The sequence below is a fragment of the Thalassoglobus sp. genome, assembly GCF_048270125.1.
In the GTDB taxonomy this organism is placed as follows: Bacteria; Planctomycetota; Planctomycetia; order Planctomycetales; family Planctomycetaceae; genus Thalassoglobus.
In genome coordinates this window covers 1-12,431 of the sequence record NZ_JBLWTN010000040.1, presented here as the reverse complement: position 1 = coordinate 12,431, position 12,431 = coordinate 1, and the positions used below count along the sequence as shown (strand labels likewise).

The window sequence follows — 12,431 nt, the reverse complement described above, 5'->3', positions numbered from 1 at the left end:
CCTAGCAACCGTCAAACTCATAAGAGATTCAGTAACCTGAACATATCAAAGCGGCTCCGTTGTTGGTTGTTCCCAAAGCCTCAGGAAAGCCAATCTCATAATTTGTCTAAGCCAATAGAGGCAAAATCCAACCAACGCCACAAACCAAGACGCAATTGAGAACGAATTAAAATCCCAGTGGTCTTCGATTCTGATGGCAGGTTCGATTATTGGTTTGTGAGTTTTGAAAGAAAACTGCAAGGGGACACTTTCTGGTGTCTTCCGGAGTATCATGTAACCGAGCTTGCCAGAAACGAGACCAAACCCGACCTGCTTGTACAGTTTTTGATCAGGCTTATATGTGTCATAAGCTTTTGTCCTGATCCAGAAAACATCTACAGTGCAGCCGACATACCCCACGATCAATGCGATCAAAGGCGGAAAGACGATTTTGCGATATTTTAGGATCGGCGAACTTTGGAGCGGTTCAAGTTTCATCGGCTTTTCACATAATCATCGAGTCGTTTGTCAACAAGCTTCTTGAGATCAACTGAGGTTCGAAATGGATCGTACCAGTTCGGCTCTTGTGGATTTCCTTTGAGCTTCACGAGTGAGTCATAGAACTCTAGCCACTTAGCCTTGATCTCGACTCTCCCCCTTGCCTCGATCCAGCGTGTGCGATCTCCGTCTCCGCTACGAATAAGGCCGGCGTCTAACTCAGCCTTGTCACGAATAAAAGCATAAACCGGCAAGTCAAGTTTGCGGGCATACTCATATTCAACCTGAGTCGCTGATTTCCCGTTCCAGTGCTCGTTTGCATGGTCTTGGATCACTCCTCCAAAACGTTGATCAAGGAGGCAGATAATGACCTCCGAGGCCTTCAAATTGTTAAGACATTGCTGGATTGAGTCAGACTTCTGATCAACATCGAACCGCTCATAGTCTTCTGACATGCGAACGATATGACCGGCTGACTCAAGATGCTCGGCTAACTCTGCTCGCAAGTCGAGGAGGTCGTAGACTGTAGAGCTGATGAAGATCGTAAGAGGGTTAGCAGCATCTCCTAAAAAATCAAATCCATCTGCTGTTACACCAGCCCTCAGATATGGAATTCGCTGTGATGTGAAGGGGCTATCATTATCATTTGAGATCTTCACATACTCTTGAGAGTCAAGATGTCTGGCAAAGTTGTTCAACTCGGAAACGTCTTGTGCGAAACAGAGAACACACAATTCTTTTTTTAGTTCCAACTCATCTCCGAATATCGACGTGCGATCAATCAAGGATTTTAATAGATAGTAAGACTTTTCCTTGGGTGATTTCGGAGCCAATGCGGCAATCTCTTCAAGTGATTCATAGTTTTCAACTCTTATCAATTCAGAGTTTCCTGGCCTTCGTCGTCGCAGATTCTCCCAATGATTTCTCACGACTCCTGAAACCAAATGAAGTTGTTGAAATCTCCGCACTTGATCCCAGTTCAACTCAGACAAGACCTCACTGACGAGGAATTTTCCGCAGTTTGGACAATCGTACTGGTGGTAATCAGATAAACCAGCGGTCGCCCCTCCTTGCGAATCTCCACATAGAATGCATTCCGTCAAGTACCTAGGATTTGGTTCGAACCCCACAAGTCGGCCCTTTCAATTGAGATGACAATCCAGAGGTTGAAAGTACACAAAATAGTCTGAACCTCAGTTGCATTCTATATGATACCTGAGAGAAGGATTCAATCGCTCTCTTAATTCCTGGCCTATTCAGTGCGAGTAAATCACCGGCGATTTTCAGGCTCGTTGCCCCCATCGTTGTTGATTCTATCCAAAGAATGATCCTTTGTAGGTCGAGGACCGACATCAGAGAGACATCCCTAAATGGATTTTCCCCAACGATCACAAATTTTGATTCCTCGGCTTCCATGGTTGGAGTGTGTCTCATGACTCGAGCTTCGGCAGAGAGATCATGTTCAACCAAGACGCCCCCTTGGTGGCAGCCGGTCTTTGAGTCGCACTCGCCCAATGCCTTTCTGCTTTTCCTCGATGTGTTTCTCTGTCGAATTTCTCATGATAAATGAGTTCAGGGTTTCACATTCGTTCTTAGCTGTTTTCATTGAGAGCTCCCACTCTAAGGAGGAAATAATCCGGCCCGACTGTGAGACCAGGCCGGCTAAAACTGGAAGATTCGCAATCAGGTGAACTCTTAGTGAGTCACGATTCGTGAATTCGTCGAACGTTGGCGGAATGGGTGGGATGCCGAAAATAAAACCTGAATGAAAGGATGTAGCTACCTACATTTCCGGCACCTCCGCATGCCCCGCAAGCGACCGAAACGCCAAAAAGGACCCGTTTGCGGCCTGATGAAACTTCGTGCAACGGATCCAGTGAATTTCGCTTACACTTAGAAGACTTGTTCGATGCTAATAGTTCCCCAAACTCGAACTTCTGTAAGCTGTTCACTGACGATTTTGTAGGACTCTTTCACGTTAACCTCCCTACCGTCGTTGAATACGATAATCGCTTCTCGCTTTTCGCCCTGACGAACGAGACGGATCGTCTGAATCGGGATCGTTGCCGGCCCCCGATCCGCAGTTGTGACTGAAATGGCGTGTGACATAGTTTCTAGTACTCCTAAAGTTGTGGGGCCGATTCTTCTCGATCTGGTCTCAAAACTTGCTGCTCGCTTCTCCGGTACAGAGAAAGGTCGCAATTCCATAGGTTTGAGACTACTTCTAGAGTAGCAGTAGTGGAATCAGCCCCTATATACAGAGGTAGTCAACTACTACTACTTCGCTCCATCTAAACACACACCTCCTTGGGGTCGGGTGTGCTGTTTCGCTGTTCGCTCGCAATAGGCAAGCGAATCCTTTTTGAATCACTTGCAGGATTTCGATTCCTGTTCGGAAGGTTGTTCAGTAGGCTCGGCCCATTCATCGGCTGGGAAATAGGCATCTACATTCTGATTGTTCCCTCGCTTGGCTCTCTTTTTTTTCACGAAGCCGAATTCCACGAAATCGTCCAGCTTTTCTCGGTTGATGCGGCTTCTCAATGGAAAGCCATTCTCCTTAAAGTAGCGCTTGATATCGTTGATCGTTGAGCCGTCCTCTCTGCTCACGATTGCCATTTTAAGATTCCTCACAAACTCTTCAGACTTGGCCTTTTCTGCGTCTTCTTTCCTCTGCTCTTTCCTTTCCTTGTAGGCCGCCTTCTCTTCCCCCTCGGATCGTACCTCGGTAATCCAGGCCCATTCTCCGTCTTCTCCCTTCTCGAAAACATCAACGGCATATTTGCCGGCATGTCCGGCTGAGCCGCCAGCAACCATCCAAAGACTGTGCTGATATGTTGCTGGATCAAAGTCACTCCGAGGGCTTAAAAGAATCCATTGCCTCGCCCACTCCGCAAAGCCCGCTCCTGAAATGTCTCTCAATGTGAGCGGCTTATGGGGTTCATGCTTTCGGTTCGTGTGATGAAGAATGATCGGAGTGCAGCCGACTGGTTGAGTGATCTCGTCAATCGATCTCAAGAGGTTCCCCATAGCCGAAACGTTTGAAGTGCTATCGGCGTATGATCCGAGGCAAAGATAGACCGGGTCAACGATGACAACTTCAAGGCCATGCAGGCTTATGGAATTTTCCAAGTGTCTGAGTTGTTGTTCCTGAGAAAAATCAGGAAGCTTTCGAGTAATATGAAGCATTGGCTCGCATCGCGGACTGGTTAACGGAGATTGGGATTTCGTTCTCATTACCCTTTGAATCTTGGGTCGATTGGATTCCCCTGTCATAATGCCGACGCGAACCGGTCGAGGGCATGGAAAAACGTCGAGGAAATATCCGCCCGTTGCTAGGGCGTACCCTAGGTCAAGGCCGCCAATTCCCGTTTTGAGGCTCTTCTGAGGGCCGGCAATGACACATGATTGCCCTTTCGCAATAATCTCCTCACATAAGTACTCGGTCTCCTCTTCTTTGCTCATAAACTCGCTAAAAGATTCGAACTCAAAGAAGTCTATTGCCGGTTGTTCTTTACAGCGTAAAGCTTCGCTGATGTCGATATGGTCAAGCTGGCCATTCGCCAATTTGCCATCAGACCGCAACTGTTGAGCAGCTAAACGGAATGCCTCTGACGAATGATCTCCGAAAACGAGGGCTGTATATGTTGCCAATTTGTTGTAGCCTCGGTTGGCCTCCAATGCTGGGTGGCAATTCGGTGACCAAGGATAGAAGAGATCAGTGCCTTGATAGTTAGTTGAGGCGGAATGCTTGTTCTTTGAGCCGGGTCGTTTCCAGTACGTCACCCCGTCTACGGTTTCAGCTTGAGTGAATCCGTGAGGCTCTAAAATCTCGGCCCATGTCATCATAATATTATTAGAGACGTTTGTATTTCGAATCGGACTGAGGGTGACTGAGGCCCTCTCCGCTTCTGCCGGCTGTTGATCCTGTTTGGCTGACATTGCAGCCTGCATTGACTGGGCATCCTCGAAGCCGTCTCCGTCAATCCCTAAAAATTTTGCTTCGCAGAGTAAGACATCACGAAGCTCGGGAGAGACAGAGGGCTTTAGGTCAATCAGTTTCGGCCCTGCAATGTGCTGATACTTCGAGGCTCCCAACGGATGCGAGAAATCGGCAGAGCCTGGAGAAAGACAATAACCGCCTTCCCCACGTGTCTCGATGTGATAACCAGTTGTGCTGTCGTGCTCTCCAGTTGAATCGACTCGCTTTCCGTTGTGCCGGGCGAGTTTCTGGCTGCCACTCACCGGCTCTATGCAACGATAGAAAAGATGCAGGCCATTACGAGGCGTGCGATTGACGCTAATTCCAGACAACCCCGAACAGTCGATTCCTAGTTTTTTGCAAGCATTCACAGAGTTAGATAACAAGGAATCTCTACAAGCATCGGCCTCGGCCATATCTTCAATGTCAATGTCGATAACTTCGAGATTCCCTGAAACTTTTCCAGCAACAATCCCGATGCCCGCTGGCTGTCGAAAGTCTTCAATGACTTCCGCATCAGTCGGCAATTGTTTGGTTCGTTCTTTCCAAGACCGTTTCGGCACTTTGTTTTCTCCGACAGGAATAACTGAGAATCCGGCCCGCTGGTACTCAAGGGCCTGCGATTGGTAAGTGTTGAGATCTGCCATCAAGTGATTTCCGTTTTACTATTCGGTTCAAAGAAGAAGAAAAGGCGGAACGCAAATCCGGCTATATGAATGTCCTGATAGAAAGCCGGCTCTATGCTTATTGACTCGCTTCCCATTCTTTGCGGGAAGGGCTCCCGGCTTTCATCCAATTGTCAATTTGAGAGATAGGCCAACGCTTGAGCCGTCCGAGCCGGATCGGTGCCGGCAAAAGACCTCCTGCATCCATGTTGGCAATATGACGCGAAGAACAGCCAAGGGCCTTCGCGAGTTGCTCAGTGTCATAAGTCTTCGAGTCGCAGTTACTACTGTTCACGCTTCTACTCCCCCTCGATAATCGTTGGTAAAAAAATTGTTCCACAAACGCTGCTGGCGAATACCTTCATAATGATTCGAGCCAGTGACGCTGTTTTCTTTCCGGTACAAGAACATGCAACCCTCTATTACTAGTACAGAATGTAACCGGGCGCCAAAATGGCATGCCGAAAGTTCTGTCGCATTACCTACCGACAAGTTCGTCACAGTCAGTTGAACTAAAAGTACTTACGATGTTCCACCTCCTCGAACGATAGAAAATGTATTGACTCTCTATCACTACTGGCTGAACAACCGAAAACTAAAGCAAATGAGCGAAAGTTTTTTCAAGAATGTTCTCCGAGAACGGAAAAGATGCGAGAAAGAATTTCCCAAAGAGTTTCGGGAATCAAGTTGCGGTAAAGTGCTTTACTTTCCTGGTTACAGATTTGGTCACTGGCAAGTCAATAACCACGACATCCCACGGAAAATGGACACGCAAACGCCTTTAACTTTGCTTTATTTTCCTGCAAAAGACATCCGACATAGCGGACTCATAATCCGTTGATTTCGAGTTCGGCCAGCCCCATTTGTTTTGGATTTTTTTCATCAAATCGAGATGAGTACCGTTCAGACCGGCAACCATTTTTCTCCGGTTGATCGCCTCAAACCGGGGAAAGGACGGAATCAACGGCTACGAGAAGATCGTTCATCCAATCATGCGTGCAAATGCTCAACGTCCGATTGATCTCGGAATGCCGGCCCAACTTCTGAGCCATATTCAGATGAATGCCAGCTGAAGCGAGTCTGCTGACATCAGAATCACGCATTGAAAAGAAATCGAGTTGGACTTCTTCGGTCTCAAATGGGATTCCCGCAATTGCAAGATCTCCTCGGATCATGTCGACAGCACGATCAAACTATGCTCCAGGACAAACGGAAAAGGAGGCTTCAAAACCGCCGGCATTGCGTTTGAATGAGAGAGTTGTTTTTGAGTCGTCTTAAATAGGTCTGAATGAGTTCTTCGAAGTAGGGTTCCTTCTTCCGTTCCGTAACTGAAGTAGCCCTGTAGGGAACTAGAAATTGTTCAGGCAACGAACTGGTAGACATAAAGTGAACTTCTCAAGAAAGACAATCGAAAACGAGTGCTCCTCGGCCCCAGAAGACGGCTGATGTCAGAAGCGAGCAAATGTTGAGAATTGAACAGATTGATGCTGAACCATAGCGGCGATGACTTCGCGAGATTTTCTTCAGTCGCGAGAATGAATTTGACCAAACAACAGAAAACAACCTTGCTCGCACATTTATGAGGTATAGCAGAATGTGACGCCGAAAAAGACGAGAGCGGTTTCCAAGAACTGTAATGAAAACTCAACACTTGCGAGAGACACACGAAATGGAATTGGCCTTCAATGTAAAACCCAGAAGGAGAATGAGAAACGCAACAAGAGGAACTCAATGAATATGAATGCGAGAGAGGGAAAATATCTCGGCACTAGGGTAGACACCGATTCTAATACCGACCAACACCTCAACTATTAGAGCAAACAAGAAACCATCAATTTATCAGAATTGATGATCTGAATACGAAATCAATACTCCTAGTGACCGAGCATTTTGGCTCTCAAGCATTGATTATTGCAATTTTTCATGCACGCAAGTAACAACTTTTCCTACTGGACAAGGAGAACTCAGCGCATAAAAAAACCGTAGGTTCGATTCACGAGCTACGGCGAATGCTCCGTGGAGCAGTGTCTGCAAATCTTTCATCTTTGTTGCGAAAAGGAAAGTTCACCGACTGAGGTTTGTTACACCTATGGATAACTTTAACGGTACAGTTGGAACTTTGTCAAGTTTTTGACACAATAATTTTTCTCATTCCATCTCAATTTTTTATCAATTCTATCTGTAGCAACATTAGGAAACGACCATGACGGGCCTAACCCTCGGTCTCGATATCGGAACAACATCCATCGGCTGGTTTCTAGTTGATGAGGAAACTGGCGAAATCCACGGAACTGGTGTTCGCATTTTTCCGGAAGGTGTTGACCGAGACACTTCTGGAAGTGAGCAGTCGAAGAACGAACAACGACGACTTGCCCGATCTTCGCGCCGACTCACTAAAAGACGCGCCCGCCGTCGCAAACAATTGAAAGCCATTCTTGTTGAAAGCGGCTTGCTACCAAAGTGCCTGTTGCTCCCTCGTGAAGATCCGAGTCGCGTCAAGTGGGAAACAGAAGCCTTCAAGCAAAGTGACCCCTACAGTTTGCGGAAGAAGGCTCTCGATGAACAACTGGAACCATTTGAAATTGGTCGAGCAATTCTGCATCTCAGTCAACGTCGTGGGTTCCTCTCGAACCGAAAGGCAGATCGTGATCAGGAGAAAGAAACCCAGGGGATGCTCGGCGAAATCAGCGATTTGCAAAACGCTATCGAAGCAACCAAGTCTAGAACCCTCGGTGAGTATCTCGTTAAACTCCGTGATGGTGACCCAAAACGCTTCCATACGGTCCGTCTACGAGGTCGTCATACCCGCAGAGATATGTATCAGCAGGAACTCGATACGATCTGGGAATCGCAACGTGAGTTTCATCCAGAACTGCTCACTGACAAGTTGAAAGCGACAATCACCGATAAGATTTTCTTTCAGCGCGAGATCAAACCACCTTCTCCCGGCTTGGTTGGTCGCTGCGAACTCGAACCGCGACTGGCACGCGCCCCACGAGCGGATCGTCGAGTGCAGAAAATGCGACTACATCAAGAAGTCAACAACCTTCGCATTATTGATCTCACTTCTCGTGAAGAACGTGAACTCAGCCCGGAAGAACGAGAAAAACTGATTAAATTCCTGAGCAAGAAGAAAGAGGCAACTTTTGATCAGTTAAAAAAGCATCTATTCGAAAAGCACCAGAACATTATGTTCAACCTCGAACGAGCTGGTCGCAAGAAACTGCACGGTCTACCGATTGACTATGCCTTCGGGCAAGGTAAGAAAGCGTTAATCGGTAAACAATGGTGGGATATCGACGACAATTTTAAAGACTGGATCGTCGCTGCGATTATCGAAGACAACGAGGCTCGACTACGCGATCTACTTCAGCAAGTCGGAATTGATCCAGAACTGACGATTCCTCTTCTTGAAAAGACTCCGCTTGAAAGTGGCTATGCGAGCTACTCGCTGAAAGCGATTAAAAAACTCCTTCCGTTTGTTGAACAGGGAATGCCAATTACTAGTCGGGATGAATCAATTCCCAGTGCCTACCATCATGCTGGCTACACACCACCTTGGAAGAAAAAAGGCGAACAAGTTCCTTTTCTGAATCAGCCACCCGAACTGACGAACCCAATTGTGCGGCAGGCCCTGCACGAGGTTCGAAAAGTCGTCAACGCGATCTTACGTGAACTGGTCTACAAGGAGGGGCACACTCTCAAAACTGTGCGTGTTGAACTTGCACGCGAAGCACGCGGTACGGCTCAACAACGTGCTGATGGCATTAAAAAGCAAAGAGACAATGAAAAAGAACGAAATTACGCAGCTGATGAAATCCGGAAATATGGTGCGAAAGTCACGGGAGAAGCCATTGAGAGATACCGCCTCTGGAAGGAGCAAGAGGAGCAGTGCATTTACAGCGGGCGAGTGATTACGATGCAACAGCTGCTCGGTGGAGAGGTCGATATCGACCACATCCTTCCGTACTCCCGCAGTCTTGATAATTCGCAGATGAACAAGGTGGTTTGCTTTCGTGATGTCAATGCATACAAAGGCAACCAGCTTCCGAAAGAGTGGCTCGCAGAGTCTGATCCAGAAGCCTATGAACAAATACTGCAACGAGCCAGAAAGTTACGATACCCGAAATTTCAGCGATTCTTTCAGGACAACCTCGACGAAGGCTTCTCGAATCGCCAAATTGTTGACACTTCTTACATCTCCACTCAAGTGCGAACCTTCCTTGAAACACTTGGAGCAGAAGTAGAAACCGTCAAAGGGATTCAAACTTCTCAACTCAGACGCCTCTGGGGGCTTGATACCATCTTGAGTGAACTCTCAAACAGCCCCGCTTGGGAACAGGCTCAAGACCTCAAGCCAGGTGAGAAGAATCGCCTCGACCACCGGCATCACGCTATTGATGCCGCAGTTGTCGCTCTATCCAACCGGAAGCGAATCCACAATGTTTCAAACCTTGCCATCAAAGAACGATATGGTGACAGTAGTGGAAATTTCACTTCTTCAAAAACACGCAATCAACTCTCGAAGTTGGTCGAGCCTTGGGATGGCTTTCGCAACGATGTTTCGAATGCGATTGAGGAAATCAATGTTTCTTTTCGAGTCAATCGAAAGGCATCCGGACAACTACACGAAGATACAATCTATGGCAAAACAGAATCAGAAGGGGTAGTTGTGGTTCGAAAGCCACTGGAGGCGCTCACTCCCTCGATGATTGAGAACATCCGCGATCCTGCGGTAAAAAAGATTGTACTTAAGCGACTAGCACAACATGGCATCAGCATTGGTCGAGGCTCAGCGAAGATACACAAAGATGTCTGGATTGAACCACTCTATATGGACAAGGCGAAAACTGTTCCGATCAAAAAAGTACGATTCACCAAGAAGGACGCGACCGTCCAGCCAATTCGAGGAGAATCGGCATTTATCAAACCTGGAAACACACACCATCTTTGCTTGTTTGAATACGAAGACGAAACAGGCAACACGAAGAGAACAGCCTGTTTCGTCAACATGATGGAAGCCATGCAACGTCTTCGAGAGAAGAAGCCTGTAATCCAACGCACACATCCCGATATCCCATCGGCCAGATTCCTATTCAGCCTCAGCGGAAATGAAATGTTGCTGGTTGAAAACGAAGGCAAGAATGAATTGTTCCGATTTGTGACAGCCCCTTCAACAACTCAGCAAATGGAATTTCGCCATCATTATGCGGCAGGGAAATCAGGAGGAAAGATTGGAAAACTCACAAAGTACCCCAACTCACTTTTTGCACTAACTGTACACAAGGTGACTATCGACCCCATTGGTAGAATTCGCTGGGCGAATGATTAACAAATTATTTCCGCGCAAATAGTAGAACTACGACCTATAATCAATATCAGGAGTTCTCCTTCGCAAGGAGGCGTCCACATGACGAGGACGCCTAATGATCAAACGTACGGTAGAAATTTCGCAGCGGGCCATGCACCTTTCGATTCGGCATGGTCAACTTCTTCTGCACCATAATGGTGAACTCGCTGGGCAGATTCCTTGTGAAGACTTAGGACTTCTGCTGATCGATCATCCCGGGACGACATACACGCATTCTGCATTAACCACGGCTGCACAATGCGGAGCCGTAGTTGTCCTCTGCGGAGCCAATCATCTCCCACAGTCGATGCTGCTTCCGATGAGTGATCACACGCAAGTCGTTACACGTCTGAACCTCCAAGTTAAAGCTTCCAAACCAACGAAGAAGAGAATTTGGAAGCAAATCGTCATTGCCAAAATTAACGCTCAGGCAGAAAACCTGAAATCCACATCCCCCGAATATAAGCGTTTGCGAAACCTTGCCAGTGAAGTCAAATCAGGCGATTCGACAAACCGCGAAGCTCAAGCTGCCAAAATCTATTGGAAGTCCTGGCTCTACAATGACTCGGACCGTGAACCGCATAACACGTTTCGTCGACTCAGGAACGGGCATGCTCCGAACAATTTTTTGAATTACGGATATGCAATCCTCAGAGCCGCTTTAGGACGTGCGATTGTGGCAGCTGGGCTGCACCCTGCTCTCGGAGTACAGCACTCCAATCGTTCCAATGCGTTCTGCCTGGCCGATGATTTAATTGAGCCGCTCCGTCCGTGGGTAGACCAGTCCGTTCGAGAACTCTACTTCGCTGAACACACCGACCTCGATCAATACACCAAGCAAGTACTTCTAGAGTTACTGACCATTCCCTGCAAAGTAAATGACCAACAGGGACCGCTCATGGTTGCCCTGCAAAAATATGTTGCCTCTTTCGTGAGATCTCTTGAAGACCCCAGAAACCAGTTGGAGTTTCCGGTATCATGCAGCTTAATGGATATAGAAACATGTGGGTCATAACAATGTTTGACTTGCCGACAGACACAAAACAAGCACGCAAAGCCTACGCACGATTTCGCGGTTTCCTGCTTGAAGACGGCTTCATGATGATGCAGTATTCCGTCTACTCTCGCCATTGCCCCAGTCAAGAAAATGCCGATGTTCACATGCAGCGAATTGAACGCAACATTCCCCCAGACGGTGAAGTACGTGTTCTCACACTTACCGACAAACAGTTTGAGAGGATGCAAATTTTCTGGGGAAAAATCCGCAAACCTCCAGAAAGCCCCGTCAAACAGCTTGAATTCTTCTGATGCCATTCTGTCGCAACACATTCAGGCATCACACTTTGCAGAGGGACGAGTGTAACAAACCCCAGCCGGTGACCAATCCGCAACCATTTCCCGTTGTGGTAGTTAACGGGTAGAAGTGTAACAAACCCCAGCCGGTGACCAATCCGCAACTAGCCTTTCTCAGGTTTATACATTTTGATTAGTGTAACAAACCCCAGCCGGTGACCAATCCGCAACCCTGAATATCTGCTTACGTCAAATTCCCAAAGTGTAACAAACCCCAGCCGGTGACCAATCCGCAACACGGCACGTTCTGGTAAACACCTTAACAAAGTGTAACAAACCCCAGCCGGTGACCAATCCGCAACCGAAGGGCTGGAGACTTCCAGCAAACGCAAAGTGTAACAAACCCCAGCCGGTGACCAATCCGCAACACTCCAGTGCTTATCAACTCTCTCTTGAACAGTGTAACAAACCCCAGCCGGTGACCAATCCGCAACCGAAGGGCTGGAGACTTCCAGCAAACGCAAAGTGTAACAAACCCCAGCCGGTGACCAATCCGCAACACTCCAGTGCTTATCAACTCTCTCTTGAACAGTGTAACAAACCCCAGCCGGTGACCAATCCGCAACCGAAGGGCTGGAGACTTCCAGCAAACGCAAAGTGTAACAAA

General features: G+C 47.6%; 8 protein-coding genes and 1 CRISPR repeat array. Of the genes, 3 read left to right on the top strand and 5 right to left on the bottom strand.

Annotated features, from left to right (window positions below; genetic code table 11):
* Positions 1 to 45 precede the first annotated feature (45 nt).
* The 5 genes from ACN0YR_RS23735 to ACN0YR_RS23715 form a co-directional block, all read right to left on the bottom strand.
* The gene (locus ACN0YR_RS23735; protein WP_417851698.1) at positions 46 to 477 is read right to left on the bottom strand and encodes a hypothetical protein; all 432 of its coding nucleotides are present in this window, start codon (positions 475 to 477) and stop codon (positions 46 to 48) included.
* Positions 474 to 1,355, bottom strand: a complete 882-nt coding sequence (locus ACN0YR_RS23730) for a DUF4062 domain-containing protein (protein ID WP_417851697.1) — start codon at positions 1,353 to 1,355, stop codon at positions 474 to 476. Before ACN0YR_RS23730 ends, ACN0YR_RS23735 begins: the two co-directional genes overlap by 4 nt.
* A gap of 1,015 nt (positions 1,356 to 2,370) precedes the next feature.
* Complete coding sequence (locus tag ACN0YR_RS23725) at positions 2,371 to 2,586, bottom strand: hypothetical protein (protein WP_417851696.1); 216 nt, start codon at positions 2,584 to 2,586, stop codon at positions 2,371 to 2,373.
* Positions 2,587 to 2,844: 258 nt separating this feature from the next.
* Positions 2,845 to 5,103 carry an AAA family ATPase gene (locus ACN0YR_RS23720; RefSeq protein ID WP_417851695.1) on the bottom strand — a complete coding sequence of 753 codons (2,259 nt, stop codon included), beginning with the start codon at positions 5,101 to 5,103 and terminating at the stop codon, positions 2,845 to 2,847.
* A gap of 97 nt (positions 5,104 to 5,200) precedes the next feature.
* Positions 5,201 to 5,416: a helix-turn-helix transcriptional regulator gene (locus tag ACN0YR_RS23715; RefSeq protein WP_417851694.1), complete on the bottom strand. Its 216-nt coding sequence runs from the start codon at positions 5,414 to 5,416 to the stop codon at positions 5,201 to 5,203.
* Positions 5,417 to 7,324: 1,908 nt separating this feature from the next.
* Between ACN0YR_RS23715 and cas9 the strand changes: the two genes are divergently transcribed.
* The 3 genes from cas9 to cas2 all read left to right on the top strand — a co-directional run bounded on the left by cas9 (position 7,325) and on the right by cas2 (position 11,779).
* Positions 7,325 to 10,453, top strand: coding sequence for a type II CRISPR RNA-guided endonuclease Cas9 (gene cas9, locus ACN0YR_RS23710; protein WP_417851693.1), 3,129 nt, complete (start codon positions 7,325 to 7,327; stop codon positions 10,451 to 10,453).
* 94 nt (positions 10,454 to 10,547) lie between these two features.
* Positions 10,548 to 11,486 (top strand): type II CRISPR-associated endonuclease Cas1, encoded by a 939-nt coding sequence (gene cas1 / locus ACN0YR_RS23705; RefSeq protein ID WP_417851692.1) that lies wholly within the window; start codon positions 10,548 to 10,550, stop codon positions 11,484 to 11,486.
* A complete protein-coding gene (cas2, locus tag ACN0YR_RS23700) occupies positions 11,474 to 11,779 on the top strand; it encodes a CRISPR-associated endonuclease Cas2 (protein ID WP_417851691.1) in 306 nt (101 codons plus the stop codon). The genes cas1 and cas2 overlap by 13 nt, the downstream gene beginning before the upstream one ends.
* 48 nt (positions 11,780 to 11,827) lie before the next feature.
* Positions 11,828 to 12,390: a CRISPR direct-repeat array (repeat unit 36 nt; unit sequence AGTGTAACAAACCCCAGCCGGTGACCAATCCGCAAC).
* Between the last annotated feature and the right edge of the window lie 41 nt (positions 12,391 to 12,431).

Bases quoted from the DNA above. Each gene is read 5' to 3' on its own strand.
- ACN0YR_RS23735 (WP_417851698.1), bottom strand. From the start codon at position 477: ATGAAACTTGAACCGCTCCAAAGTTCGCCGATCCTAAAATATCGCAAA.
- ACN0YR_RS23725 (WP_417851696.1), bottom strand. From the start codon at position 2,586: ATGTCACACGCCATTTCAGTCACAACTGCGGATCGGGGGCCGGCAACG.
- ACN0YR_RS23720 (WP_417851695.1), bottom strand. From the start codon at position 5,103: ATGGCAGATCTCAACACTTACCAATCGCAGGCCCTTGAGTACCAGCGG.
- cas9 (WP_417851693.1), top strand. From the start codon at position 7,325: ATGACGGGCCTAACCCTCGGTCTCGATATCGGAACAACATCCATCGGC.
- cas1 (WP_417851692.1), top strand. From the start codon at position 10,548: ATGATCAAACGTACGGTAGAAATTTCGCAGCGGGCCATGCACCTTTCG.
- cas2 (WP_417851691.1), top strand. From the start codon at position 11,474: ATGTGGGTCATAACAATGTTTGACTTGCCGACAGACACAAAACAAGCA.